The organism is Mesorhizobium sp. WSM4833 (assembly GCF_055811095.1).
In genome coordinates, this window is the sequence record NZ_JBVVQG010000002.1 from 391,983 (window position 1) to 417,488 (window position 25,506).

Below are 25,506 nucleotides of genomic sequence, written 5' to 3' on the forward strand. Positions count from 1 at the left end.
ATGCGCCATGATGAGCCAGCCCCCGCCTATGCCCGTGATTTCGCCGTCCTTCGCAGGAGATTTCGCGAAGCCGCCGAGCGGGCCGGCGCGGAACTGTCTGAATATGTTCATCCGCTGAACGGCCCCGATGGCGAGACGCTGGCGACGGATGTGGCGCTGCTTGGCCGCCGCGATGCGCGCAAACTGATCGTGCTCATCTCCGGTACGCATGGTGTCGAGGGCCCGTTCGGCTCGACTTGCCAGACCGCCTGGCTCGGCCGGAAGAACCTGCGGCGTCTGCCCGGCGACACAGCCATCCTTGCCATTCACCTCATCAATCCCTGGGGTACGGCTTGGTCGCGGCGCGTCAACGAGGACAATGTCGACCTCAACCGCAACTTCATCGACTGGTCTTCAAGTGCTCCCGTCAACAACGGTTATGCCGGCCTGCACGACGCCATGGCGTATCGCGAGTGGGAGGGACCGGACCGCATAGCGGCCGACGAGAAGCTCGCCGTGGCGCGCAAAAGGCTTGGGCATGCCGGGCTTGCGGCGATCGTCGAAGCCGGCCAGTATGAGTTCGCCGACGGCATGTTCTACGGCGGTGGCGGCCCGGTCTGGTCGAACCGCACCTTGAACGAAATTCTGAAGACCTTTGCCGGCGCGGCGCGCCAGGCCATCGTCTTCGACCTGCATACCGGCGCCGGGCCTTACGGTTATCCGGCTCTGCTTTCTGTGGCGAGTTCCGAGCATGACGGCCTTGCCTGGGGCAAATCCATCTTCGGGCCGGCGCTGGCGACAGTCCTGACAGGCCAGGGCGCCAAGACCGATACCGGCATCACGGCAACGGCGACCGGCTATGTCTCCGATGCCGTCCGCAAGGCGATGCCGAACGCGCGCGTGCTGCCGCTTGTCGTTGAATGCGGCACGTTGGACGGGCCGGCTGTCATGGAAGCGGTCCAGGCCGACAACTGGCTGCATCTGTTCGGCAAGCTCGATTCGCCGTTGGGCAAGCGGATCCGCGACACTCTGCGTTGCGCCTTCATCCCGGATGACCCAGACTGGCAACGCACGTGCCTGTCCAGCAGCCTGCGCTATTTCGATCGTGCGCTGGCGGACCTGCGAACCGTCGAGATAACCCAGGACACCAGCAGCGAACAGACGCCGCCAACCCTTCCTGCCGTCGCGGCCGATCCGGCGCCCGCTGACAAGGCAAAGATCACCACGCCGGCCGTGCAGATCGACGAGCTTCACAAGAGCTTCGGCTCGCTTTTGGTGTTGAAGGGCGTCAATCTCACCGCCCATGCCGGTGAGGTCATTTCCATGATCGGCTCGTCGGGCTCGGGCAAGAGCACGTTCCTGCGTTGCATCAATCTTCTGGAGCAGCCGGATGGCGGCAAGGTCGCCATCGATGGCGAGGTGATCAAGATGAAGCCGCTGTCGAGCGGCCGTCTTGGGCCAGCCGATATGGCGCAGGTCGAACGCATCCGCGCCCGCGTCGGCATGGTGTTCCAGAACTTCAATCTGTGGCCGCACATGACTGTGGCGGAGAACATCATCGAAGCGCCCCGGCACGTCTTGAAGGAGCCCCGCGAGAAGGCCATCGAACATGCACACGCTTTGTTGAAGAAGGTCGGGCTCGCCGACAAGCACGCTCATTATCCGGGCCAGTTATCAGGCGGCCAGCAGCAACGCGCCGCGATCGCCCGAACGCTCGCGATGCGTCCCAAAGTCATCCTCTTCGACGAACCGACATCGGCGCTCGATCCCGAGTTGGTCGGCGAGGTGCTGCGCGTGATCCGTCAACTGGCGGAGGAAGGCAACACCATGATCCTCGTAACGCACGAGATGCAGTTCGCGCGCGAGGTCTCCCACAAGGTTCTGTTTCTCCACCAGGGAAAGGTGGAGGAAGAGGGTGCGCCCGCGGAGCTGTTCGGCAGCCCGCGCTCGGAGCGTCTGCGCCAATTCCTGGCTCGGACACTGTGAGGGAAGCATTCTCGAAGCGTCCGGTTCGCACCGGACAACGGCAATGAAGACCAACAACAAGGGGAACTGATATGAAACTGAAAATCTTGACGCTGCTCGCATGTCTCGCGGGAAGCATGGGAAGCGCATTGGCGGCCGAAGGCGAGTTGTCCATCGGAACGGAAGGCGCCTACCCGCCATGGAGCATGTCCGACGCCAATGGCAACGTCACCGGTTTCGACGCCGATGTCGGCGCGTTGCTTTGCACCAAACTCGCGGTGACCTGCCATTTTGTCGTGCAGGCGTTCGACGGGTTGATCCCGGCGCTGAAGGCCAAGCGCTTCGACGTCATCATCTCGGGCATGTCGATCACCGCCGATCGCAAGAAGGAGATCAATTTCAGCGTCGGCTATGCCGAACTGGCCAACATGTTCGTAGCGGCCAAGGGTTCTGATCTGGCCGCGATCACCGACGTCGACACGCTGCTGAAGTCGCTCGACGGCAAGAAGGTCGGCGTGCAGGCTGGCACGACCCACGCGCATTTCCTCGAGAAGCGTGCACCGAATGCCGACCTGAAAACCTACGACACGCTTGACCAGATGCAGATCGACCTGGCGAGCGGCCGTATCGACACGGCTTTCGCCGATCAATCCGCCTTGCAGGATTTTCTGGACAAGCCTGACGGCAAGAACTTCCAACTGGTCGGTGTTGAGATCAAGAGCACATACGACCCGACGCTTGGCGAAGGCATCGGCGTCGGTATCGCGCAGGACAACACCGAACTCAAGGCCAAGATCGACAAGGCGCTTTGCGAGCTGATCGCGGACGGCTCGGTCGGCACGGCAAGCGAGAAATGGTTCAAGACGGACATTTCCCGGCCCTGCAAATAACGCCTTGGAACCCTCGCATGCGCCCGGAGCGCCGGGCGCATGCGCTTCGCTGGCACGACAAGACTAGGGCAACTCAGATGGAATTCGGTCTCTGGCAGGTTTGGGAAGCGGGTTGGGTGACCGCCATCCTGCGTGGCGCGTCGATAACGATCCTGGTGGGTCTCGTCAGCATGGCGGCCGGGCTGGTGATCGGCATTGTCTGCGGCTTGATCAAATGGGCCCGGATATTTCCGCTCTCGCTGCTCGTTGATGCCTATACCTCGCTGGTGCGCGGCGTGCCCGAGCTGCTCATCATCTACCTCCTGTTTTTCAGTTCGGTTGAATTCGTGACCAAGGTCGTGACCGCTTTCGGCTATGCCGGGGTCGCGGAGAGCGGCTATGCGTTCGTCATCGCGGTCATCGCCATCGGCGCGATCTCCGGCGCCTATTCGACCGAGGTCGTGCGCGGGGCCCTGGGGGCGATCCCCAATGGGCATATCGAGGCCGCTCGCGCGCTCGGGCTATCGGGCGGCCGGATCTTTCGCCGCATCATCGCGCCGCAGATGCTGCGCATCGCGGTTCCCGGAATCAACAACGTCTGGCAGACCACGATCAAGGACACGGCCCTGGTCTCGGTGGTCGGCCTTCAGGAGCTGATGCGCATTTCTTTCATTGGCGCCAATTCCACCCGCCACCCGTTCATCTTCTACCTGATCGCGGCTGTGGTTTATCTGGCCATTACGCTCGTCAGCCAGGCCGGGTTCGACGGCATCGAACGCCTACTCAGGGTGAGGACGAGAAAGTAGTTATGATGGATCTCATCCAGCTAGCGGTTCCCGTCCTGCTCAAGGGCCTGTGGGTCACAGCGGCACTAACGTTCGTCTCGGTGCTGATCGGCTTCAATCTGGGCCTCGGTTTGGCGCTGATGCGGCTGTCGTCGAACCGCTTCCTGTCAGGCTTTGCCAAATATTATTCCAATGTCTTTCGCGGGACGCCACTGCTGGTGCAGATTTTCCTGTTCTATTACGGGCTTGGCCAACTTTCCCTGATCAAGGACAACGCAGCTTTGTGGTGGTTGATCAGCGACGGCGCGCGCTGCGCCGTGCTGGCGCTTGCGCTGAACACGGCTGCTTACACGTCGGAGATCCTGCGCGGCGGATTGATGTCGGTTCCGGTTGGCCTCGTCGAAGCGGCGCAGGCATGCGGCATGTCGCGCATGCTGCGGTTCCGGCGCATCGAGTTTCCGCTCGCCATCCGCCAGGCGCTGCCGGCCTATGGCAATGAGCTCATCCTGGTCGTCAAGGGGACCAGCCTTGCCTCGACGATCACGGTGCTCGAAATCACCGGCTACGCCAAGCGGCTGATGAGCCAGACCTTCGCAATCTTCGAGATCTTCGCCATTGCCGGCGTGCTCTACCTTGTGATCAATCTGCTGTTGATCGCCATCATCCGCGCCATAGAGCGTTTTCTCATGCGTCACGAGGCCTCCTCTGGCCGAGATCTGGCAGCGCCGCAACCAAATCGATCGACCGTGGGTTCGTGACGCTCCTGCTATAGAGCGATCCGAGCGAGTAGTTTTCACGACGTCTCTGACTAAAATGCAATTTCATTGGACGCTGAATGCCCGAGATAAAATGGGTGACCGATCGTCTCGCTTTAAATCACTGCTTCCTCGAGAAACGGCTCGTTGCGATCTATGCGCTCGTAACAGAACGGCGAAAGATCGAGCGTCTGGAAAGCCCCGTGAACGATAAGTTCTGAAACGGCCCGGCCCACGGCTGGCGACTGTTGCAGCCCGTGCCCCGAGAAGCCGTTGGCAAACATGAAATTGGTCACCTGCGGGTGGAAGCCGACGATGCCGTTGTGGTCGAGCATGTTGTACTCGTAGTGGCCGGTCCAACTGGTCTGGACCTTGAGTGCGTCGAAAGACGGAATGCGGTGCCAGAGTGCCGGCCAGATGTAGTCGTCGAACTCTTCATGGTGCATTTCAAAGTCGTCGTAGCCGGCCGGTCCGTCGCCTTGCGGCGTGTTGCCGGTGAGAAAAAGCTCGCCTTCGGGACGCACGAATGTTCCGGAAAGGTCGATGACATTGGGCATCCGGCCGGGGATCGGGTTGGCGCTGGCGAAGACGAAGCTGTAGCGCTTGTAGGGCGCGACCGGGATCGACAGGCCGGCCATGGCGGCCACCTGCTGAGCGCGCGGGCCCGCGGCGTTGACCAATGTTCCGCAGGCAACCGTCTGTCCGGTCGCGAGGCGCACCGAGATGACCCGCCCATCGGCGATATCCAGCCCTGTCACGGCATTGTCGATATACTCGACGCCGCTGGCGCGGGCTGCGCGGCGGAAACCGTTCATCAGCCCCACGGAATCGAACCAGCCCTCTTCCCTGGCCCCCCAGGAACCGCCACCGAGATCCTCCACATTGAGCCAGGGGAAGCGATCCTTCAGCGGGCCCGGCTCAAGAAACACCGTGTGGGCCCCAAAACTGCGCTGCAGATCGACGCGCTCGCGGGCCGCTTTGACGCCGTCGGGTGAACAGCAGTAAAGATACCCATGCTCCTTGAAGCCGAGGTCGGGCGCCGGTTCGTCCTTGTAGAAAGGTGCCATGCGCTCCTGAAATCCGCGGATGACCTCGATGCCGAACTGGCTGATCTTCACATTGATCGGATTGGAATATTGCTGCCGGATCGCACTGGTGGAGAGCGCCGTCGACGAGAATTCGTAGCTCGAGTCGCGTTCGACCACGAGGATCGAGGCGCCGCTGCCCAGCGCCTGGCTCAGCCAGTAGGCCGTGGACGAACCGATGACGGCGCCGCCGACGATGACGATGTCGTAGGCGGTCCGTGACGGCGCTTTGTACCGGGGGATCGGCATGGCTGTATCTCCGGTCTACTGAGTGAACGAAGCGACCAGGGCATCCGAGCCCCGCGCCAGCAGGCCGAGGTCGGAACCAACGGCAACCATGGTGAAGCCGTCGGCGATGTAGCGGTCGGCATCGGTCTTTGCGGGAGCCAGGATCCCGCTGGCCTTGCCTGCCGCCGTTGCTGCCTTGCGCACCGAGGCGATCGCTTCTTGAACGTGTGCGGCCCCGGGATTGCCCATCGCACCCATGTTGGTGGAAAGGTCGCCGGGCCCGACGAACAGAACGTCGACGCCTTCCACTGCCGCAATTTCCGCGGCATTGGCGACGCCCAATTCATCCTCGATCTGTACCGCGAGAAGCTGCTGCTCACGCGCCTTGCCGTGGTAACCGGCGATGCGACCGAAGCCGTTGGCACGGTGACCGACCGAGAAGCCGCGAAATCCACCAGGCGCATATGTCATGGCCGCGACAATGGCGCGGGCCTGATCGGCCGTCCGCACATTGGGGATCATCAGGCTGCGCGCACCGATATCCAGGGCCTGCTTGATCAGATTGGGATCGTCGGAAGGCAGCCTGACGACGGCCTCGCTGTCGAAGCCGCCCATGACCTGCAACTGGGCCATGATGCTGCGCAGATGATTGGGGCTATGCTCGCCATCGATCAGCAGCCAGCCGGCGCCGGAGCCCGCGACAATTTCCGTCGTCAGGGCGGAAGCCAGCGAGCACCAGATGCCGATACGGGCCCGGCCGGCCGACACGGCAGCCTTCAGCGTGTTGAGGCGCTCTTGCATTTTGCGGTCAGTCTCCGATGAGCGATAGGACATTGAAATTTGTATGATGTCCTATATCATACGGCAATAATTTGCTGCAAGATGCAATACGCACCAACCTTCGTACGGGGTTCAAGAATGAAGATCGGGTTCATCGGGCTCGGTGTGATGGGAGCACCGATGGCGCACCATCTCGTCGGCGCGGGACATGAGATCTTCACGGTCCTGAACCGCTCCCCTCTGCCGAAGGACCTTAGGGCATCGGTCGTCGCCTCTCCTGGCGATGTGGCGCGGATGTCCGAGATCATCGTGACCATGCTGCCCGACACGCCAGATGTGGAGCGTGTCCTGCTTGGAGGAAACGGCGTCCTGGAGGGGCTGTCGGCCGATAAGCTGGTCATCGACATGAGCTCGATCAGCCCTATCGCCACTGCGGAATTCGCAGCGAAACTGCGGCAAGCGGGAGCCGGCTACCTCGACGCCCCGGTCTCGGGCGGTGAGGTCGGCGCCAAGGCGGCGAGCCTCACCATCATGGTCGGCGGGCCGACCGCAGAGTTCGAGCGCGCGCTGCCGATCTTTCGGACGCTGGGCAAGAACATCACCTTGATCGGCGAGCACAATGGCGCCGGCCAGACCTGCAAGATCGCAAATCAGATCATCGTCGCGCTCAACATAGAGGCCGTGGCGGAAGCGCTCGTCTTTGCCAGCAAGGCCGGTTGCGACCCGGCAAAGGTGCGCGCCGCGCTGATGGGCGGCTTTGCCTCGTCCCGCGTGCTGGAGGTGCACGGCGAGCGCATGATCGCCCGGGCCTTCGCCCCGGGCTTTCGCATGCGGCTTCACCAGAAGGATCTCAACCTCGCGCTCGAAAGCGCCCGCGCGCTTGGCGTCTCGCTGCCGAACACCGCGATGGCGCAACAACTGATGAGCGCCTGCTCAGCCCGACCAGGCGGCGCGGAGGCCGACCACTCGTCCCTCGTCCAGGCGCTGGAGATCCTCAGCGGCCACGAACTGTCAAAAGAAAAGGAGTAAAACCGATGCGCGGAACCGGCAAGGCCGAGATCTTCGTGATGCTGGCCCATCCCGTGGCCCATGCCAAGAGCCCCGGCATATTCAACGAGATCTTCGAGCAGAAGGGCCTCGACAGCCTCATGGTGCCCTTGAGCTGCCGCCCGGAGGATTTCGAGGCCTTCTGGGCCGGCATTACGGCAGCCGAGAATATCAGGGGCGTGATCATCTCGGTGCCGTACAAGGTTGCGGTCTATCACAAATGCACCGCCGCCCACGACCGCGCCGCGAGGGTGCAGAGCGCCAATTCCGTGCGCCGGCTGCCCGATGGCAGCTGGTACGCCGACAATTTCGACGGCGTCGGCTTTATCGATGGCCTCAAGGCAGGCGGGCATCAGATTGCCGGCCGCCGCATTCTCCAAGTTGGAGCCGGCGGTGCCGGCGCGTCCCTGGCCTATTGTCTTGCGGAAGCCGGCGCCGAAGAAATCCGCCTCGCCGACATCGATACCGGTCGCGCCGAAAAACTGGCGGCGCTGGTTGCGCAGGTCTTCCCGAAATGCCGCATCCAGGTTGGAGAGGCCGAGCCTTCCGGCATGCATATGGCGATCAACGCCACGCCGGTCGGCATGCACGCCGGCGACCCGCTGCCGCTGGATGTGAGCCGGCTGACCCCGGACATGACGGTCGTCGACATCATCATGGAGCCCGCCGAGACCCCCCTGCTAAAGGCGGCGAAAGAGATTGGCTGCCGCATTCAGCCGGGGCGCCCGATGATGGATTTCCAGGTCCGGGCCATGTCCGAATTCTTCGACATCGAAGGCAAAGGTCGCGGCAATGGCTGAGACATTGACGGCCGTCGTCATCGGCGGCACTTCCGGCATCGGACGCGCGATAGCGCTGCGCTTCGCCGAGGACGGCTACCATCTGGTGGTCGCCGGCAGGGATGCGGCACGGGGCGATGAGGCGGTTGGCGCCTGCGCGGCGGTCGGCGCACCGCGCGCGCTGTTTGTCCAGACCGATGTCTCCGAATCCGGCTCGGTGGAAGCGCTGGCGCAGGCCGTCTGCGACGCGTTCGGTGCCCCGCACGTCGTCGTCAATTGCGCCGGCATCCTGCAGAGTGGCAAGCACGTCCTCGACGAGGATCTGGACGAAGACGAGAGGATGTGGCGAGTGAACTATCGCGGCACCTTGCTGGGTTGCCAGGTGTTCGGTCGGCTGATGTCGGCTGCCGGGCGAGGCGCGATCCTGAACGTCGGCTCGCTTGCCTCCTTCGCGCCGCTGTCCCTGCCCGCCTACACGCCCGGAAAGCATGCCGTCCTGGCCTTGACCCAGATCCTGGCCGCCGAGCTCGGTCCGCACGGCGTACGCGTCAATGCGGTGGCACCCGGCTACACGCTTTCGGACGGGCTGAAAGCCAGGATCGCCAAGGGTGAGCGCAACCCCGAAGCCATCCAGGCGACCACCGCGCTGCGCCGCTTCGTCGAGCCGCGCGACGTTGCCGAGGCCGCACTGTTCCTCTGCTCCGACCGGGCCGCATCGATAACCGGCGTCACCCTGCCCGTCGACGCCGGCTGGCTCATTCAGGCGCCCTACGCACAATATCTGCAGGGAAACCCCATCCGCCAGACGCCGGCAATCTGACCCCATCCGGCGGAGGCCGGAAATCTGACCCATCCGGCGGAGGCCGGAAATCTGACAAGGACAATCCAATGAGTGACATCAAGCGCTTCGACTTCGACACCCGCATCCACCACGGGGTCATCCACAATGGCACCCTCTACCTCACCGGCCAGGTCGCAAAGCCGGGTCAGTCCGCAGCCGACCAGATGCGCGAGGCGCTTGGCAAGGTCGACGTCCTGCTTGCCAAGGTCGGTACGGACAAGACACGCATCCTTCACGTGCAGATGTGGCTGGACGACATCAGGGATTTCGACGAGGTCAACACGGTCTGGGACGGATGGATGCCGAAGGAGCATGCACCCGCGCGCTCTTCCGGCGAAGGACGGATGGCCAAGCCTGGAATGCTGGTCGAGCTGATCGTCACCGCGGCGGTTTGAATGGCCTTGCCGGTTCGGGCATCATCGCGAATCTGGCTAAGGGGAGACTGATGACGAAGCGCAAACCGCTTTCCACTGTCGTGGCGGAGAGTCTGTCCGAAAAGATCCGTTCCGGATCTCTGCTTCCCGGCGCGCAATTGCCGACCGAGGCGGAGCTTTGTGCCGAGTACGACGTCAGCCGGACGGTGGTGCGGGAAGCGGTGGCGCGATTGCGCTCCGAAGGGATGGTGGTGCCGCAGCAGGGCCGCGGCATGTTCGTCAGCGAAACGCCGGCGCCGCGCAATTTCTCGATACCGGACGAGGCGCTGAGGACCTTGCCGGAAACCATTGCCCTGCTCGAACTGAGATTGAGTGTCGAGGTGGAGTCCGCCGGGCTATGCGCGGAACGGCGCACCGATGCGGAGGCGAGTGGAATCCGAGCCCTGATGGAACAGGTCGACGCCCAGCAAGCGGATCCCGCTGTCGTCCAGATCCACTACGACTATGATTTCCATCTGGCGATCGCCAAAGCCGCGCGCAACGAATTCATCCACGGCTTCCTGAGCTATCTCAGGCCGATGATCGTTCCACGCTTTCAACTGGGCTACGTGGTCACGCCGGCGCTCAAGGACAGCTATTACGCACGCATTCACAACGAGCACAAAACCATCGTGGATGCCATCGAAAGGCAGGACGGTCGTGCCGCTCGCCAGGCCATGCGCAAGCATCTGCACAACAGCCTCGGGCGTGTGCGCGCTTTGGCACGGGCTTCGGGCGTCGCGGCGACAGAGGCAGAGCAGCAGGCGGCTGCGGCCTCGCTCTTTACCGATATGAAAAGACCTGTTTCGACCGGCGGATAGGCCCCGGCTTCGATCACCCAGGCATTCGCACTCACTCAAATTAGCCACGTATTGCGAAAGCCATGTTTTTGCTCCGCCAGCTGACCTGAACCGTTTCCCACAGGCTGAGAACATCGTTTTCCCGTCGTTTCCTTCGGTTTTCAGCCTCGGCGCCGAGGTCACCACCTGTCCAGGTTTCGGGCGGGAGAAGAGAATTCGAAAGTTTATCTTTCCTTTTTGCTGGTTTTCTTGGTTTCGCGGCATCGGCCCAGGCCGCAGACTGAATCAGGCAATCAGGGAAGCCAACGTGACGACAGCCTTCATCACAGGTGCAACAAGCGGCATAGGGCGGGCCATGGCGATCGCACTGAGCGACGCCGGCTACGATGTCTATGCGGTCGGGCGCAGCCAGGCCGCGCTCAAGGCGTTGCAGGCCGAGCGATCCGGCATCGTGCCCATCGCCGTCGACGTGACCGATCGCGAGGCGCTGGAAGCTGTTCTGGCGGATCTGACCATCGACGTGCTGATCAATAATGCCGGGATCATGCCACCGTTGGGCAATTTCGCCGACATGAAAATCTCCGACATCGACACCACGCTGGAGGTCAACCTCAGCGCGGCAATCCTGCTTACCCGCCTCGTCGTTCCGCAGATGCGCGAGCGGCAGGCTGGCCACATCCTGTTCACCGGCTCCACCGCGGGCCACGCGGCATATTCCAACATTGCCGTCTATTCGGCCACCAAGGCGGCGATATCAGGCTTTGCCGCCGCGTTGCGCGCCGACCTCTCCCCATCAGGCGTCCGTGTCACCGAGATCGTCGCCGGCCGTGTCGAGACGCAGCTCTACCAGGACATCCTCGACGCAAAGGCGCGCGCGGCCATGTACGCCAGCAAAGTGGTGCAGCCGGATGACGTGGCCAGAATGGTGGTCGCGGTACTCGGCCTGCCCGCATGGGCCGACGTTACCCGTTTCGACATCATGCCGACATGGCCAACCTCGCCAAGCGGCACCAAGTAAGGAAAAACTGGAATGAAGGATCTTTCCGTTCTGATCGTAGGCGGCGGCGCTGGCCTCGGCGCGCTTTTGGCCAGGATGGCTGTAGAGGCCGGGGCTGCAAAGATCGGCATCATCGACATCAACCAGGACGCCGCCGAAGCCGCTCTCGCACCGGCAAAGGCCAACGGCCTGCCGACCGCGGCCGCCCTGTGCGACATCCAGGTCGGCCCTCAGTGCCACGCCGCCTTCGACGCCATCGTTTCGAAGCTCGGGCGTATCGACACGCTGATCAATTGCGCCGCGATCTACCCTCGCCGCCCGCTCCTCGAGATCAGCGACGCCGATTGGGATGCCTCCAATGGCATCAACATCAAGGGCACTTATCACATGATGGTGGCAGCCGTTCGCCACATGCAATCGCAGGAGCCGAAGAGCCATGTGCGTGGCCGGATCGTCAACCTGACCTCTGTCGATGCCTTCAAGGCGCATCCGCAGAACGCCCACTATGCGGCAACCAAGGCCGCCGTGGTCAGCCTGACGCGCTCCTTTGCCCATGACGTCGCAAAACACGGGATCCTGGTCAATTCGGTGGCCCCCGCAGGCATGGCCACGGAGCGGGCCAAAGCCCTCGGCTTCCTCGAGGAACTGGCCAAGGCGAGCCCGCTGGGTCGTGGCGCCGAGCCTGCGGAGATTGCCGAGTGGGTTCTCATGACCGGCGGCCCCAAGAATACCTACATGACGGGAGAAAATGTAATTGTTTCAGGTGGTTATATATACGCCTGAACTATTTTCGCGCGCCGGCGGCGCTGAATTGTCCAACAGGAACGCAAGCGAAAGGAGGTGGAATAGACGATGACCGGCAAGCTTCGCCTTCCCTCGCTGAATGCGCTTCGCGTCTTCCACGCCGTCGCGCAGCACAAGAGCTTTCGGCAGGCGGCGGATGAATTGCTGGTCACGCCGCAGGCCGTCGGACAGCAGATCAAGCTACTGGAGGACACGCTTCAGGTGACACTGTTCGAACGCAAGGGGCGGTCGGTCGAATTGACCGAGTCTGCCATCCTTCTCTCGCACTATGTCAAAGCTGGGTTCGACGAGTTTTCCGAAGGTGTTCGCCGCGTCACCAAGTCGAATTACCGGGACCGCATCAACCTGAATGCGAGCCCCTATTTCGCGACCCACTATTTGCTGCCTCGCCTATCTCTGTTCCGGGAGATATTGCCCGGTGCGGATCTGCGCCTGACGACGATGGTCGATCTGCCCGATTTCGGACGCGACGACATCGATATGACCGTCCAGTGGGGCTACGGCAATTGGCCGGACTACGAGACCATACTGCTGGTGCCTGATCCGAAGGTCATCTGCTGCACTCCGGCCATCGGCGAGAGCATCAAGTCGGCGCAGGACCTGACGTTGTTCACGTTGCTGGACACCGTCAAGTCGAAGCGCCTTTGGCCAGACATTTTACGCCACCTTGCCATCGAGCAGACGGACGGCAACCGAAGCATCAGCTTCGACGATGCCGCGACCATGCGCCGTGCAACCCTGCAAGGCATCGGCGTCGGTCTCGTCTCCGTCATCGACGCCGAGGAAGATTTGAGGTCGGGGGCGCTGGTCGCTCCAGTCGGGCGCGACGCCCTTGCCGATATGCGGCCGGAAGAAGTTCCTGGGTTCTACCTGATCGTCCCGCGCGGGCACCTGCGCGTGAAGGCGGTCGCCGCCCTTCATCGATGGCTCGCCCAGCAGGACTGGGGCAGCGATCTGAAGATTTCCTCCGTGCCGAAACCGACCCCGCTTTCCGATTAGGAGCGGCTTTGAGACAGAGCTCCGAAAAAGAACTTTTGGGCCTCCAACAACAAGAAACCAAACAACCTCAACAGTGGAGACGGAACATGAAGACGATGAAATGGGGGGCCGCAGCCATGGCCCTTGGACTTGTGCATTTTGCAGCGCCGGCAGAAGCCGCCGGCGGCAAGACGCTGGAAGCCGTCAAGGCGCGCGGCGTGCTCAACTGCACCGGCCATGACGGGTCTTATCTCGGCTTCGCCGAAGTCGACGACAAGGGCAACTGGAAGGGCATGGACATCGATCTCTGCCGGGCGGTGGCCACGGCCGTGCTCGGCGACCCGGCAAAACTGAAGGTCGTTCCGATCAGCTGGGCGCAGCGCTGGCCGTCCCTGCAATCGGGCGATGTCGACATCATCATCAAGGCGTCGGGCGGCACGCTCAGCCGCGACACCGAGCTCGGGCTGCAATTTTCCATGTCCTATTACCTCGGAACGACCAAGGTGATGGCGCACAAGGAGCTAAACCTCAAGTCGCTCAAGGATGCGGCCGGCGGCACGATCTGCATTCCCGCCGGCACGTCGCAGGAACAGCAGGTCGCGGCCTATACGGCCAAGCTTGGCATCAAGCTCGAACCCGTGCTCATCGAAAAGACCGAGGAGCTCGAGCAGGCCTATTTCTCCGGACGCTGCGATCTCTATGCGCAGTGGGGCCCGACGCTCGCCATTGCGCGCATCGCCAAGAGCAAGGTCGACGACCATGTCATCCTGCCCGACGTGCTCGCCGTCGAGCCTGAAGTCATGATCATGCGCCAAGGCGACGACAATTGGGTTGACATCGCCAACTGGACGCTGAGCACGCTGATCTTCGCCGAGCAGGAAGGCATCACCTCCAAGAACGTCGACGAGGTCAAGGCCAAGCCGACCTCGCCGCAAGTCGCCAAGTTCCTCGGCGTCACGCCAGGCATGGGCAAGGGTCTCGGTCTCGATGATGACTGGGCCTACAAGGTGATCAAGAACGTCGGCAATTACGGCGAAATCTTCGAGCGCGACCTCGGCAAGGACTCGCCCTACAAGATGGACCGCGAGTTGACCAACCTTTGGAACAATGGCGGTGTCCTGTTCCCGCTGGTGATCGACTGATCCGTCCTTAACTCACCCGCTCCAGGCCCCGCCCGGCACAGCCGGGCGGGGTCGGCGACAATTCGGCAAGGATCTTTGGATGGTCAGCCTGCTGAGAAATCAAAAGGTCCGCAACGCGCTGTTGCAGGTCCTCTATGTCGGCTCGATCGCCGCGATGGTACTTGCCGGCATCGTGATCGCCCGCCGCAACCTGGCTGATCAGGGGATCACCTCCGGATTCGACTTTCTGTTCAAGTCGACGGGTTGGGATGTGAATTTCTCGCTGCTGCCCGCCACGGCCAATGATCCCTATTGGTGGTACTTCCTCATCGGCATCATCAACACGCTGTTCCTGGGGAGCGTCGGCCTGATACTGGCGACGATCGTGGGAACGATCGTCGGTCTGGCGCGGACGTCTTCGAACGATTTGGCGCGGCTGCTCGGCCGTACCTATGTGGACATCTTCCGCAACATTCCGCTGATCCTCCAGGTTTTCTTCTGGTATGCGATCATCACGCACCTGCCGACGCCGCGCAGCGCGCACGAAGCCTGGGGCTTCCTGCTCACCAGCCGAGGACTCTACATCCCATTCCCGAACGTCGGCAGTGCCGCGTTTGCCGCAGCCACAGTGGCTGTGATCGCGGCCATCGTGCTGCCGGCCTGGCTGGGCAGGACGTCGCTCCTTGCCCAGCCGATCGGCCAGCGGCGCACGATCCAGTTTGCCGCCGCCGCAGCGGCACTGGCCTGCGCGACCATCATTCTGGCTCTCGGACGTCTGCCGGATACGCCGCTGCTGGACTTCCCTGCCCTGCAAGGCCTCAATCTGAGAGGCGGCCTGCGTATCCCTCCGGAGTTCGCCACCCTCGCCATCGCCATCGCCATCTATGGCGGCTCCTACATTGCGGAGATCGTGCGCGGAGGCTTCAAATCTGTCGGCACCGGCCAGGTCGAGGCAGCCCTTTCCTTGGGCCTTAGTCCCTGGCGGGTCTTCACGCTGGTGCGGCTGCCGCTGGCGCTGCGTGCCATGCTGCCGATCCTTGCCAATCAGTATGTCTGGCTGATGAAGGCGACGACGATGGGCATCGCCGTGGGCTTCACCGACTTCTTCATGATTGTGGCGCTGACGATCAACCATTCCGGGCAAACCCTCGAAGCGATCGGCATCCTGATGGCAGGCTTCCTCGCCATCAACCTCAGCCTTGCCGCCGTCTTCAACCGCATCAACAAGGCAATTGCCCTCAAGGGCAATCAACTGAGGGGCTGAGAGATGGAGATGGTCATTGTCGCTCCACCCGCTCCCGGCAGGCTTGAGGATCTGAGGCGACGCTTCTTCGCGACGCCGCTTCAGGCGGTGGTGTCGCTGGCCTGTCTGACGATCATGGTCTTCCTGGTCTGGAAGCTGCTGAATTGGGCGGTTTTCTCGGCTGTCTTCACCACCAGCGGCGGGCCGGAAGCCTGCCAGGCGACAGCGGGAGCCTGCTGGTCGGTCATCGCAGCGAGATGGCGGATCATCTTCTTCGGCCTCTATCCCTACGAGGAACAATGGCGCTCGGCGCTGGCCTGCGTCGCCGTTGTGGTGATGACGGTGCTGAGCTGTATCCCGGCGTTCTGGACGGGCCGCCGGATCGCGCTGGTATGGGGAGCCGGAACAGGCCTTTTCTACCTATTGATGAAAGGCGGCGTGCTTGGCCTTGCCCATGTCGGCGAGGAAGCCTGGGGCGGGCTGGCGCTGACCCTGTTCATCTTCGTGACCACCTGCCTGATCGGTTTCCCCTTGGCGATCTGCCTGGCCTTGCTGCGCCGGTCGGAGCTGCCCTGGATTTCGCGGACCACCGGCCTCATCATCGACGGGGTCCGGTCGCTTCCGCTGATATCGATCCTCTTCACCTTTGCAGTGGTTCTGCCGTTCGCGCTGCCGCAATGGCTGCAGGGCGACAAGCTTTACCGCGTGATCCTCGGCTCCGCTCTGTTCTTCTCCGCCTATCAGGCTGAGATCGTGAGAGGCGGCATGCAGGGCGTTGCGACAGGACAGGAGGAGGCTGCCATGGCGCTCGGCATGCGCTACTGGCAACGCATCAGCCGCATCCTCCTGCCTCAGGCAATGCGCAACGCGATGCCGGCCACGATCAACCAGTTCGTCATCTCGTTCAAGGAGACCTCGCTGGTGGTCATCGTCGGTTTCTTCGAGATCCTGGCTTCCGGCAATGCCGCCTATGGCACCGGCGAATGGCGCTTCGCCTATGTCGAAGTCTATGCCTTCATCGCCTTCATCTACTTCATCTTCGTCTTCAGCCTATCCCGCTATGGCGCCTTTCTCGAGCGCCGCATGTCGGTCAGCGAACGGTAAGGAGGCGTGCAGGTGATCTCAACCAATTCGACCGGTGAGCCAGCGCTCCGCATCGAAAACCTCGACAAATACTACGGCACGTTCCAAGTACTGCGCGGGATAAACCTTTCCGTACAACGGGGCGAAAAAATCGTCGTCTGCGGACCCTCCGGCTCCGGCAAATCGACGATGATCCGCTGCATCAACCGCCTCGAACAGCACAATGGCGGCCGCATCGCGGTGCTCGGGACCGAGCTCAACGACGATGTCGGCAATATCGACGAGATCAGGCGTGAAGTCGGCATGGTGTTCCAGCACTTCAACCTGTTCCCGCACATGACGGTGCTGGAGAACTGCATGATCTCCCCGATGATCGTGCGCAAGCAGCCGCGGGCGCAAGCCGAGGCAACCGCCCGCCACTACCTGGAGAAGGTGCGCATTCCCGAGCAGGCCATGAAATATCCCAGCCAATTGTCCGGCGGTCAGCAGCAGCGCGTCGCCATTGCACGCGCTCTTTGCATGCAGCCGCAGATCATGCTGTTCGACGAACCGACCTCGGCGCTCGATCCGGAAATGGTTTCCGAAGTGCTTGACGTCATGGTCACGCTTGCCTCGGAAGGCATGACGATGATCTGCGTGACGCATGAGATGGGCTTTGCGCGTCGCGTGGCGGACCGGGTGCTTTTCATGGACGGCGGCGAGATCCTCGAAGAAGCGCCTCCGGACGAGTTCTTCACCTCTTCCCGCAACGAGCGCACTCGACAATTCCTGTCGCAGGTGCTGGGTCATTGATTGGAAGCAACGATCCGGGACGTGTCGGACGGCACGCCCTCAGCTAACTCGGGTAAATCAATGACCGATCCCGCCACCGCGCTGCACGAGGTTCTCGGGCCGAAAGGCTGGCTTTCGGGCCGGGATGCCGAGCCCTACCGGCGCGATTGGCTCAATCGCTACGGCGTCGCACCTCTTGGCGTTGCCAGGCCCGCGAATACGCCGGAGGTTGCCAGTGTCGTCAAGCTATGTCGCGAGGCAGGGCTGGCGGTGGTGCCACAGGGCGGGAACACCGGGCTTTGCGGCGCCGCCGTCGCCGAGCAGCCGAATGCGGTGATCGTCTCGCTGTCACGCATGACGGCGATCGGGAAGCCGGATCTGGACAGCGGATCTATCGTCGTCGAGGCGGGTGTCGTGCTGGCAACGCTGCACGAGGCGCTGGAACCGAATGGCCTGATGTTTCCAATGCGTCTGGGCGCAGAAGGCAGCGCCAGGATCGGCGGCCTGATCGGCACCAATGCGGGCGGCAGCCAGGCTTTCCGATACGGCATGATGCAGGATCTCGCCCTGGGTCTCGAAGTCGTGACGCCTGATGGCGGGATTTGGGACGGACTGCGCGCGGTGCAGAAGGACAATGCCGGCTATCAACTGCGCAAGCTGTTCTGTGGCGCTGAGGGCACGCTCGGCATCGTCACGCGCGCGATCCTGCGGCTCTACCCCAAGCCTCGGCAGCAAGCGAGCGCCCTTCTGGTCCTGCCCGGCTTTGCAGCCGCCGTTTCGTTCGGCGCCTTCCTGCGCGGCGAGGCCGGGGAATTCCTGACTGGCCTCGAGTTCTTCTCCGATGTGGGCCTGCGATTGGCGCTCAAGCACGTGCCCGACCTTGCCTACCAACTGGAGACACGGGGCGACGTCTATCTGCTGGTCGAACTGGCATCGGGGTCGTCACGCGTTCCCCTGGACGAGATCCTGGCTTCGGCTCTGGAATGGGGCATGGAACAGAGCCTGGTTAGCGACGGCGCGCTGGCGGCGACAGGTGCGCATCGGGCACAATTCTGGCGGCTGCGCGAGGAGCAACCGGAGGGACAAAGGCTGGAAGGCGAGCAACTCAAGCACGACATCTCCGTCCCTCCAGGTGCAATCGCCCGTTTCGTCGAGGCTGGCGCGAAGATCTGCGGCGGCATTCTTCCCGGTGTGCGGATAAACCCGTTCGGGCACCTCGGCGACGGAAACATCCATTACAATTTGTCTCCGCCGGAAGGTCGTGCCGATTTCGACGGCAAGGCCGAGCTGTTCGCAGAGGCGCTGTCATCTCTTGCCACTCAGATGGGCGGCAGCTTTGCCGCCGAGCATGGGCTTGGCCGGGCAAAGGTGGTCATGGCCGACCGCAATCGCGGCCTGGTGGAGCGAGAGCTCATGGCGCGGCTCAAAGGCGCGTTCGATCCGCTGGGCACGATGAACCCGGACGTCCTGGTGCGCGCCTCTCGGGAAAGAAAAACTTTCGAATAGACGGCATTTCTTGGTTTCGTCTCGATGCGCCAGCGTGCACGTATGAATCCGAAAGGCAGGCTCGATCCGCTTGCCGCCTGAATGAAGGATGTCGCAGCATGATCCGCAATGGCGGTCGCCTTCTTGTCGAATGCCTGATCGCGCTCGGCGCGACCAAGAGTTTCGGTGTGCCGGGCGAAAGCTATCTGGCCGTGCTGGACGCGCTGCACGACACTCGTGGAAAGCTGGACTACGTGCTGTGCCGCAACGAGGGCGGCGCGGCATTCATGGCCTCGGCCTATGGCAAGCTGACGGGTTCGCCGGGCATCTGCTTCGTGACGCGCGGACCGGGTGTCGCCAATGCGTCCATCGGCGTGCACACGGCGATGCAGGACAGTTCGCCGATGATCCTGTTCGTCGGCCAGGTCGGCACCGACATGCGCGGCCGCGAAGCGTTTCAGGAAATCGACTACCGCGCGGTGTTCGGCACGATGGCGAAATGGGCGGTGGAGATCGACGCTGTCGAGCGCCTGCCGGAAATCATTGCCCGGGCCTGGACCACGGCGCTCACCGGGCGGCCCGGCCCGGTGGTGATCGCCCTGCCCGAGAACATGCTGACCACGCCGACCGATGTCGCGGCGCTCAGCGGGCCTGCCAGGGTGTTCGAGGCCGCGGCCGATGCCGATGCGCTGGCCGAGGCCCGGTCCATGCTGGCCGCCTCCAGCAGACCGGTCATCCTGATCGGCGGTGCCAACTGGTCAGCTGACGGGCGTGCCGTGCTCCAGGCTTTCGCCGAAACCTCCGACATTCCGGTGGTCGCGGCGTTCCGCTTCCAGGATCAGTTCGACAATGGCTCACCGGTCTTCGTCGGCGAGGCCGGTGTCGGCATGGTCCCGCATGTCAAGAAGCTGATCCGGGACGCCGATGTGATCCTGGCGATCAATGTGCGCTTCGGCGAGATGACCACGGATGGCTACACGCTGCTGTCCGTGCCCCAGCCGAAGCAGAAGCTGATCCATGTCCACGGTTCGGATCGCGAGATCGGCAAGATCTATGTGCCGGCGCTTGGCATCCATGCCGGGCCGAACGCCTTCGCCAAGGCGCTCTCGCCGGTCAAGGGCGACTGGGGCGCGTGGCGGTCGCAGGCACGCCAAAGCTATGAGGGCACGTTCACCGCGCCTGCCCAGCTGGGCCCGGTCGACATGGTCGAAGTCAGCCGCTGGCTGCGCGAAACGCTGCCCGACGACGTCATCCTGACCAACGGCGCCGGCAATTTCACCGTGTGGCCAAACAAGTTCTTCAAGTTCGGGCCAAAGGCGCGGCTGCTTGCACCGCAATCCGGCGCCATGGGCTACGGCCTGCCGGCGGCCATCGCGGCCAAAGTGGCCTTTCCCTCACGCACGGTGGTCTGCTTTGCCGGTGACGGCGATTTCCAGATGAACTGCCAGGAGTTGGGGACGGCGATGCAGGCCGGGGCGCAGCCGATCGTCCTCATCCTGAACAACGGCATCTACGGGACTATCCGCGCGCATCAGGAGCGGCACTATCCGGCGCGCGTGTCGGGAACGAACATCGAGAACCCGGATTTCGTCGGCATCGCCCGGGCCTATGGCTTCCACGCCGAGCGGGTCGGCGCGACCTGCGATTTCGCCGGCGCTTTCGGCAGGGCGCTGGCATCCGCGACCGGCGCGGTCCTGGAGCTGGATATTTCCCCGGAGGCGATCACGCCGCGTCAAACCCTTTCCCAAATGCGCGACGCAGCGCTCGCTTCGCATAAGGCCAACGCATGACCAGTACGGCAAATGACATCCGTCTCGGCGCGGATATCGGCGGCACGTTCACCGATATTGTGGTCGATGTGCGCGGCACGATCTTTTCGACCAAGATCCTGACCAACTATGCCGCCCCCGAACAGGCTATCCTCGACGGGATCGAGATCGTCGTGCGCGACGCCGGCATCACGCTGGCGGACCTCGACATCGTCATTCACGGCACCACGCTGGCGACCAACGCGCTCATCGAACGGCGTGGCGCCAAGACGGCATTGGTCACCACCGAAGGGTTTCGCGATGTCATCGAGATGCGCACGGAAAACCGGTTCGAACAGTATGATCTGAACCTGAAGCTGCCGCCGCCGCTGATCCCGCGCGAGCATCGCTATACGGTCAAGGGGCGCATCGGCGCGGACGGAAAGGAATTGCAGCCGCTGGACGAAGCAGCGCTCGACGAGATCGCCGGCAGCATCGCCGCGGGCGGCTTCGGCGCCGTCGCCATCGGCTTCATCCATTCCTACATGAACCCGGTGCATGAGCAGCGGGCACGCGCGATCCTCGCCAGAAAGCTGGACATACCGATTTCCGTCAGCGCCGAGGTCTCGCCGCAGATGCGCGAGTTCGAACGCTTCAACACGGTTTGCGCCAATGCCTATGTCCGGCCGCAGATGGCCGACTATCTGGTGCGCCTCCAGGTGCGGCTGAAGGAGATGGGGGCGAACTGTCCGGTGTTCATGATCCACTCGGGCGGCGGACTGATCTCGGTGGAAACCGCGTCCGAATTTCCGGTGCGCCTGGTCGAGTCCGGTCCGGCCGGCGGTGCCATTTTTGCGGCCGACGTGGCGCGGCGCTTCGACCTGGACTCCGTCGTCTCCTACGACATGGGCGGAACGACCGCGAAGATCTGCCTGATCGAGGACTATTCGCCGCGCACGGCGCGGACCTTCGAGGTCGCCCGCACCTATCGCTTCTGCAAAGGCTCCGGCATGCCGATCTCGATCCCGGTCATCGAGATGATCGAGATCGGCGCCGGCGGCGGCTCGATCGCCTGGGTCGACGCCATGGGCCGCATCCAGACCGGCCCGGAAAGTGCCGGGTCCGAACCCGGTCCCGCCTGCTACGGGCGTGGCGGCAGCCGCCCAGCCATCACCGATGCCGACCTGGTGCTGGGCAAGCTCGATCCCGACAATTTCGCCGGCGGCGCCATCAGGCTCGACACGCAGGCTTCCGAGCAGGCGATCACCCGCGATGTCGGCACCCGGCTTTCGCTCAATTCCGTTTCCGCCGCTTTCGGCATCTGCGAGGTCGTCGACGAGAATATGGCCAATGCCGCCCGCGTCCACGCGGTGGAAAACGGCAAGAACATCTCCGACAATGTCATGATCGCCTTTGGCGGTGCAGCGCCCCTGCATGCGGCGCGGCTGTGCGAGAAGCTTGGCGTCGAACAGTGCCTTGTCCCGCAAGGCGCCGGCGTCGGCTCGGCCATCGGTTTCCTCAAGGCGCCGTTCGGCTACGAGGCGCTGGCTTCCAAGCTGATGCGGCTGTCGCGCTTCGATGCATGCGAGGTGAATGCGCTGCTCGACGGGCTGAAGACGACTGCCGAGAGCTTCGTGCGAGCCGGCACTAACAATGCCATCACCCGCGAGATCACCGCCTTCATGCGCTATGCCGGCCAGGGTTGGGAAATCCCGGTGCCGCTGCCCGACAGGGCGTTCAAGCCCGGCGACGAGGTGAGCCTCAAGGACGCCTTCCGGGACAATTATGCGCGCTTCTTCGGCCGTGCCATTGATGGCCTCGACGGATTGGAAATCGAGATCGTCACCTGGTCGGTCAAGGCGCAGGACGTGCGGCCGGCGCCCGCAAGGCACGAGATCACCATGGGGACCAGGACCGTCGCCGCTTCGCAAACGCGCGAGGTTTTCGATCCGGCGACCGGAACCGTGCAGGTTTCAGCCATCATCGAACGCGCCGACCTTTCGCCAGGGGATCGCATCAGCGGTCCGGCGGTGATCGTCGAGCGTGAGACGTCGACGGTCGTCACCACTCTCTTCGATGCCGCGCTACAGAGCGACGGTTCGATCCTCCTGATCCGCAAAGGGGTCCAGGCATGAGCGACATCTTGGAAATCCGCATGCAGGTGATGTGGAATCGCCTGATTTCGGTGGTCGAGGAGCAGGCGCTGACCCTGTTGCGTACGGCCTTCTCCACGTCGGTGCGTGAATCGGGCGATCTGTCGGCCGGCGTGTTCAATCCGCGCGGCGAGATGCTGGCGCAGGCCGTGACCGGTACGCCAGGGCATGTGAACACCATGGCCGAGGCCGTGCTGCAGTTCATGAACGAGATCCCGCGCGAGGAGATGTACGAGGGCGACACCTATGTCACCAACGATCCCTGGAAAGGCACCGGCCATCTCCATGACATCACCATGGTCTCGCCCTCGTTCCTGAACGGCGAACTGGTGGCATTCTTCGCCTGCACCGCGCACGTGGTCGATGTTGGCGGACGTGGCTTCGGCGCCGACGGCAAGTCAGTCTACGAGGAAGGGATCCAGATCCCGATCATGAAGTTCGCCGAGCGCGGCAAGGTGAACCTCGATCTGGTGAAGATCCTGCGCGCCAATGTGCGCGAGCCGAACCAGGTCGTCGGCGACTTCTATTCGCTGGCCGCCTGCAACGAGGTCGGCCATCGCCGCCTGGTCGACATGATGCAGGAGATCGGCCTGGCATCGCTGGACAGGCTGGGAGAGTTCATCTTCACGCGCACGCATGACGCGACGCTGGAGCGCATCAAGGCGCTGCCGAAAGGCACCTGGTCGAACGAGTTGGTGACCGACGGCTACGATACGCCGGTCAAGCTGGTGGCAGCTGTCTCGATTGAGGACGACCATTTGAATGTCGATTTCTCCGGCACCGATCCGACAAGCCGATGGGGCATCAACGTTCCGATCATCTACAGCAAGGCCTATGCCTGCTACGCCCTGAAATGCGTCGTGGCGCCGGAGATCCCGAACAATGCGGCCTCGCTTGCTCTGTTCACTATATCGTCGCCGACCAACATCCTGAACGCCCCGCGGCCGGCGCCGGTCTCCCTGCGGCACGTCATCGGCCATATGGTGCCCGATCTGGTGCTGGGCGCGCTGGCCAAGGCGCTGCCGGGCCAGATCCTTGCCGAAGGGGCGGCGGCACTGTGGAACATCCACATCTCGGTCAGGCCGGTCGCCGGGAGCGATGGACGCCGCGCCGAGGTGCTGATGTTCAATTCCGGCGGCATGGGGGCCCGCCCGACGTTGGACGGGCTGTCCGCCACCGCCTTTCCGTCCGGTGTCCATACCATGCCGATCGAGGCGACCGAGCACACCGGGCCGATCGTCATCTGGCGCAAGGAACTGCGTCCCGATTCCGGCGGCGACGGGGAATTTCGCGGCGGCCTCGGCCAGATCCTCGAAATCGCGGCCACTGAAGGCCACGAGTTCGATTTTTCCGCCATGTTCGACCGGGTCAGGCATCCAGCCAAGGGGCGCGATGGCGGCAAGGACGGAACCGCCGGCATCGTCAGGCTCGACGATGGCACGCTGATGCGCCCCAAGGGCTGGCAGCACGTTCCGGAAGGGCGTCGCCTGGTGCTGGAACTTCCTGGCGGTGGCGGCTATGGCGATCCCTCCAGGCGCAGTACGGAGGCGCGGGCACAGGACGTGTCCAGGGGCTATATTTCGGAGAAAAGCCGATGAGCTACATTTCCTCGCGCCTGTCCGTGGTCAAGCCGTCGGCTTCGATGGCCGCCTCGCAGGCGGCCAAGGCGCTACGGGCCAAAGGCGTCGACGTCATCGACCTTGGCCTTGGCGAACCTGATTTTCCGACGCCTGCCCACATCATCGAAGCGGCCTATGCAGCCGCCAAAGCGGGCCAGACCCTCTACACCGCCGCAGCCGGCTCGCCGGAAGTGCGCGAGGCCGTGGCCGGGAAGTTCAGGCGCGAGAACGGACTGGACTACACGGCCGACGACATCGTCGTGGCCAACGGCGCCAAGCAGATCATCTTCAACGCGCTGATGGCGACGCTGGAACCCGGCGACGAGGCCATCCTGCCCGCGCCCTATTTCGTCTCCTATCCTGAGATGGTGAAGCTGCTAGGCGGCACGCCCGTCACGGTCGAATGCAGGGAAAGCGGCGGCTTCAGGCTGACGCCCGAACTCTTGGAAAAGGCGATCGGGCCGAGAACCAAGTGGCTGTTCCTGAACATGCCCGGCAATCCATCCGGAGCGGTCTACTCGGGCGACGATCTCAAGGCGCTTGGCGCTGTCCTTGCCAGGCATCCGCAGGTGCTCATCCTGTCGGACGAGATCTATGAGCACATCATCTTCGATAACCGCGAATTCGTATCCTTCGGCAAGGCCTGCCCTGACCTCAAGGACCGAAGCCTCATCGTCAACGGTGTGGCCAAGGCCTATGCGATGACCGGCTGGCGTGTCGGTTATGCAGCCGGCCCGGCACCACTCGTCAAGGCGATGTCGATCATCCAGAGCCAGTCGGTCACTTCGGTCTGCTCGATTGCCCAGGCGGCGACGGTCGCCGCACTGAACGGCCCGCAGGACGAGGTGGCTCGTTTCCGCGATGCATTCGAGGCGCGCAGGAACCTGGTCGTCGATGGCATAAGGCGCATCAACGGCCTGACGCTGCCGCCGCCGGAAGGCGCTTTCTATGCCTATATCGGTTGCGCCAGCCTGATCGGCCGCAGGACCCCAAAAGGCGTCATGCTGGAGGACGATACGGCGGTGGCGACCTATCTTCTGAACGAAGGCCGCGTGGCCTCGGTGCCGGGCACTGCCTACGGACTTTCACCTTATTTTCGTATCTCCACCGCCATCAGCGAGGAGGTGCTTGCCGAGGCGATCGCGCGGATCAACGCCGCCGTCGCGCAAGTGGAGTAG

General features: G+C 63.2%; 23 protein-coding genes. 21 read left to right on the top strand and 2 right to left on the bottom strand.

Annotated features, from left to right (window positions below; all coding sequences use genetic code 11):
* The 4 genes from AC0L2D_RS05100 to AC0L2D_RS05115 all read left to right on the top strand — a co-directional run bounded on the left by AC0L2D_RS05100 (nucleotide 1) and on the right by AC0L2D_RS05115 (nucleotide 4,356).
* Nucleotides 1-1,965: a DUF2817 domain-containing protein gene (locus tag AC0L2D_RS05100; RefSeq protein ID WP_473540583.1), complete on the top strand. Its 1,965-nt coding sequence runs from the start codon at nucleotides 1-3 to the stop codon at nucleotides 1,963-1,965.
* A gap of 71 nt (nucleotides 1,966-2,036) precedes the next feature.
* A complete protein-coding gene (locus tag AC0L2D_RS05105) occupies nucleotides 2,037-2,834 on the top strand; it encodes a transporter substrate-binding domain-containing protein (RefSeq protein WP_473540510.1) in 798 nt (265 codons plus the stop codon).
* Between the two features lie 77 nt (nucleotides 2,835-2,911).
* The gene (locus tag AC0L2D_RS05110; RefSeq protein WP_063168719.1) at nucleotides 2,912-3,619 is read left to right on the top strand and encodes an ABC transporter permease; all 708 of its coding nucleotides are present in this window, start codon (nucleotides 2,912-2,914) and stop codon (nucleotides 3,617-3,619) included.
* A 5-nt stretch (nucleotides 3,620-3,624) separates the two neighbouring features.
* On the top strand, nucleotides 3,625-4,356 hold the full coding sequence (locus AC0L2D_RS05115; protein WP_063173765.1) for an ABC transporter permease: 732 nt from the start codon (nucleotides 3,625-3,627) through the stop codon (nucleotides 4,354-4,356).
* A gap of 113 nt (nucleotides 4,357-4,469) precedes the next feature.
* Here AC0L2D_RS05115 and AC0L2D_RS05120 read toward each other — a convergent pair whose 3' ends face one another.
* Together AC0L2D_RS05120 and AC0L2D_RS05125 are read right to left on the bottom strand one after the other, a co-directional pair.
* Nucleotides 4,470-5,687 carry an NAD(P)/FAD-dependent oxidoreductase gene (locus AC0L2D_RS05120; RefSeq protein ID WP_024503251.1) on the bottom strand — a complete coding sequence of 406 codons (1,218 nt, stop codon included), beginning with the start codon at nucleotides 5,685-5,687 and terminating at the stop codon, nucleotides 4,470-4,472.
* 15 nt (nucleotides 5,688-5,702) lie between these two features.
* Entirely contained in the window at nucleotides 5,703-6,467 is a 765-nt protein-coding gene (locus tag AC0L2D_RS05125; RefSeq protein ID WP_473540511.1) for an HpcH/HpaI aldolase family protein, read from the bottom strand.
* A gap of 117 nt (nucleotides 6,468-6,584) precedes the next feature.
* Here AC0L2D_RS05125 and AC0L2D_RS05130 point away from each other — a divergent pair, with 117 nt between their 5' ends.
* From AC0L2D_RS05130 to AC0L2D_RS05210, 17 genes are all read left to right on the top strand, one after another.
* Nucleotides 6,585-7,475 carry a 2-hydroxy-3-oxopropionate reductase gene (locus tag AC0L2D_RS05130; protein WP_473540512.1) on the top strand — a complete coding sequence of 297 codons (891 nt, stop codon included), beginning with the start codon at nucleotides 6,585-6,587 and terminating at the stop codon, nucleotides 7,473-7,475.
* A 5-nt stretch (nucleotides 7,476-7,480) separates the two neighbouring features.
* On the top strand, nucleotides 7,481-8,293 hold the full coding sequence (locus tag AC0L2D_RS05135; RefSeq protein WP_024503254.1) for a shikimate dehydrogenase family protein: 813 nt from the start codon (nucleotides 7,481-7,483) through the stop codon (nucleotides 8,291-8,293).
* Nucleotides 8,286-9,092 carry an SDR family NAD(P)-dependent oxidoreductase gene (locus AC0L2D_RS05140; protein ID WP_473540513.1) on the top strand — a complete coding sequence of 269 codons (807 nt, stop codon included), beginning with the start codon at nucleotides 8,286-8,288 and terminating at the stop codon, nucleotides 9,090-9,092. Before AC0L2D_RS05135 ends, AC0L2D_RS05140 begins: the two co-directional genes overlap by 8 nt.
* A 68-nt stretch (nucleotides 9,093-9,160) precedes the next feature.
* On the top strand, nucleotides 9,161-9,508 hold the full coding sequence (locus AC0L2D_RS05145; protein WP_473540514.1) for a RidA family protein: 348 nt from the start codon (nucleotides 9,161-9,163) through the stop codon (nucleotides 9,506-9,508).
* Between the two features lie 50 nt (nucleotides 9,509-9,558).
* Nucleotides 9,559-10,347: a FadR/GntR family transcriptional regulator gene (locus AC0L2D_RS05150; protein ID WP_164753459.1), complete on the top strand. Its 789-nt coding sequence runs from the start codon at nucleotides 9,559-9,561 to the stop codon at nucleotides 10,345-10,347.
* 286 nt (nucleotides 10,348-10,633) lie between these two features.
* Entirely contained in the window at nucleotides 10,634-11,344 is a 711-nt protein-coding gene (locus AC0L2D_RS05155) for an SDR family oxidoreductase (RefSeq protein WP_013530403.1), read from the top strand.
* A 12-nt stretch (nucleotides 11,345-11,356) separates the two neighbouring features.
* On the top strand, nucleotides 11,357-12,106 hold the full coding sequence (locus AC0L2D_RS05160; protein WP_063168723.1) for an SDR family NAD(P)-dependent oxidoreductase: 750 nt from the start codon (nucleotides 11,357-11,359) through the stop codon (nucleotides 12,104-12,106).
* Nucleotides 12,107-12,175: 69 nt separating this feature from the next.
* On the top strand, nucleotides 12,176-13,126 hold the full coding sequence (locus AC0L2D_RS05165; protein ID WP_013530401.1) for a LysR substrate-binding domain-containing protein: 951 nt from the start codon (nucleotides 12,176-12,178) through the stop codon (nucleotides 13,124-13,126).
* A gap of 86 nt (nucleotides 13,127-13,212) precedes the next feature.
* A complete protein-coding gene (locus AC0L2D_RS05170) occupies nucleotides 13,213-14,247 on the top strand; it encodes an amino acid ABC transporter substrate-binding protein (protein ID WP_013530400.1) in 1,035 nt (344 codons plus the stop codon).
* A gap of 79 nt (nucleotides 14,248-14,326) precedes the next feature.
* A complete protein-coding gene (locus AC0L2D_RS05175; RefSeq protein WP_013530399.1) occupies nucleotides 14,327-15,490 on the top strand; it encodes an ABC transporter permease subunit in 1,164 nt (387 codons plus the stop codon).
* Nucleotides 15,491-15,493: 3 nt separating this feature from the next.
* Entirely contained in the window at nucleotides 15,494-16,573 is a 1,080-nt protein-coding gene (locus AC0L2D_RS05180; protein ID WP_063168725.1) for an amino acid ABC transporter permease, read from the top strand.
* A gap of 12 nt (nucleotides 16,574-16,585) precedes the next feature.
* Nucleotides 16,586-17,344 carry an amino acid ABC transporter ATP-binding protein gene (locus AC0L2D_RS05185; RefSeq protein WP_473540515.1) on the top strand — a complete coding sequence of 253 codons (759 nt, stop codon included), beginning with the start codon at nucleotides 16,586-16,588 and terminating at the stop codon, nucleotides 17,342-17,344.
* 60 nt (nucleotides 17,345-17,404) lie between these two features.
* Complete coding sequence (locus tag AC0L2D_RS05190) at nucleotides 17,405-18,829, top strand: FAD-binding oxidoreductase (RefSeq protein ID WP_064992568.1); 1,425 nt, start codon at nucleotides 17,405-17,407, stop codon at nucleotides 18,827-18,829.
* A 98-nt stretch (nucleotides 18,830-18,927) separates the two neighbouring features.
* Nucleotides 18,928-20,598, top strand: a complete 1,671-nt coding sequence (locus tag AC0L2D_RS05195; protein WP_473540516.1) for a thiamine pyrophosphate-dependent enzyme — start codon at nucleotides 18,928-18,930, stop codon at nucleotides 20,596-20,598.
* Nucleotides 20,595-22,691 (top strand): hydantoinase/oxoprolinase family protein, encoded by a 2,097-nt coding sequence (locus AC0L2D_RS05200; protein ID WP_473540517.1) that lies wholly within the window; start codon nucleotides 20,595-20,597, stop codon nucleotides 22,689-22,691. The genes AC0L2D_RS05195 and AC0L2D_RS05200 overlap by 4 nt, the downstream gene beginning before the upstream one ends.
* Nucleotides 22,688-24,307 (top strand): hydantoinase B/oxoprolinase family protein, encoded by a 1,620-nt coding sequence (locus tag AC0L2D_RS05205; protein WP_473540518.1) that lies wholly within the window; start codon nucleotides 22,688-22,690, stop codon nucleotides 24,305-24,307. Before AC0L2D_RS05200 ends, AC0L2D_RS05205 begins: the two co-directional genes overlap by 4 nt.
* Entirely contained in the window at nucleotides 24,304-25,506 is a 1,203-nt protein-coding gene (locus AC0L2D_RS05210) for a pyridoxal phosphate-dependent aminotransferase (RefSeq protein ID WP_473540519.1), read from the top strand. Before AC0L2D_RS05205 ends, AC0L2D_RS05210 begins: the two co-directional genes overlap by 4 nt.

Excerpts from the sequence above, each read along its gene's own strand:
- AC0L2D_RS05110 (WP_063168719.1), top strand. The coding sequence starts at position 2,912 with ATGGAATTCGGTCTCTGGCAGGTTTGGGAAGCGGGTTGGGTGACCGCC.
- AC0L2D_RS05120 (WP_024503251.1), bottom strand. The coding sequence starts at position 5,687 with ATGCCGATCCCCCGGTACAAAGCGCCGTCACGGACCGCCTACGACATC.
- AC0L2D_RS05100 (WP_473540583.1), top strand. The coding sequence starts at position 1 with ATGCGCCATGATGAGCCAGCCCCCGCCTATGCCCGTGATTTCGCCGTC.
- AC0L2D_RS05180 (WP_063168725.1), top strand. The coding sequence starts at position 15,494 with ATGGAGATGGTCATTGTCGCTCCACCCGCTCCCGGCAGGCTTGAGGAT.
- AC0L2D_RS05115 (WP_063173765.1), top strand. The coding sequence starts at position 3,625 with ATGGATCTCATCCAGCTAGCGGTTCCCGTCCTGCTCAAGGGCCTGTGG.
- AC0L2D_RS05195 (WP_473540516.1), top strand. The coding sequence starts at position 18,928 with ATGATCCGCAATGGCGGTCGCCTTCTTGTCGAATGCCTGATCGCGCTC.
- AC0L2D_RS05205 (WP_473540518.1), top strand. The coding sequence starts at position 22,688 with ATGAGCGACATCTTGGAAATCCGCATGCAGGTGATGTGGAATCGCCTG.
- AC0L2D_RS05175 (WP_013530399.1), top strand. The coding sequence starts at position 14,327 with ATGGTCAGCCTGCTGAGAAATCAAAAGGTCCGCAACGCGCTGTTGCAG.
- AC0L2D_RS05135 (WP_024503254.1), top strand. The coding sequence starts at position 7,481 with ATGCGCGGAACCGGCAAGGCCGAGATCTTCGTGATGCTGGCCCATCCC.
- AC0L2D_RS05210 (WP_473540519.1), top strand. The coding sequence starts at position 24,304 with ATGAGCTACATTTCCTCGCGCCTGTCCGTGGTCAAGCCGTCGGCTTCG.
- AC0L2D_RS05140 (WP_473540513.1), top strand. The coding sequence starts at position 8,286 with ATGGCTGAGACATTGACGGCCGTCGTCATCGGCGGCACTTCCGGCATC.
- AC0L2D_RS05165 (WP_013530401.1), top strand. The coding sequence starts at position 12,176 with ATGACCGGCAAGCTTCGCCTTCCCTCGCTGAATGCGCTTCGCGTCTTC.
- AC0L2D_RS05200 (WP_473540517.1), top strand. The coding sequence starts at position 20,595 with ATGACCAGTACGGCAAATGACATCCGTCTCGGCGCGGATATCGGCGGC.
- AC0L2D_RS05170 (WP_013530400.1), top strand. The coding sequence starts at position 13,213 with ATGAAGACGATGAAATGGGGGGCCGCAGCCATGGCCCTTGGACTTGTG.
- AC0L2D_RS05130 (WP_473540512.1), top strand. The coding sequence starts at position 6,585 with ATGAAGATCGGGTTCATCGGGCTCGGTGTGATGGGAGCACCGATGGCG.
- AC0L2D_RS05190 (WP_064992568.1), top strand. The coding sequence starts at position 17,405 with ATGACCGATCCCGCCACCGCGCTGCACGAGGTTCTCGGGCCGAAAGGC.
- AC0L2D_RS05125 (WP_473540511.1), bottom strand. The coding sequence starts at position 6,467 with ATGCAAGAGCGCCTCAACACGCTGAAGGCTGCCGTGTCGGCCGGCCGG.
- AC0L2D_RS05105 (WP_473540510.1), top strand. The coding sequence starts at position 2,037 with ATGAAACTGAAAATCTTGACGCTGCTCGCATGTCTCGCGGGAAGCATG.
- AC0L2D_RS05160 (WP_063168723.1), top strand. The coding sequence starts at position 11,357 with ATGAAGGATCTTTCCGTTCTGATCGTAGGCGGCGGCGCTGGCCTCGGC.
- AC0L2D_RS05145 (WP_473540514.1), top strand. The coding sequence starts at position 9,161 with ATGAGTGACATCAAGCGCTTCGACTTCGACACCCGCATCCACCACGGG.
- AC0L2D_RS05150 (WP_164753459.1), top strand. The coding sequence starts at position 9,559 with ATGACGAAGCGCAAACCGCTTTCCACTGTCGTGGCGGAGAGTCTGTCC.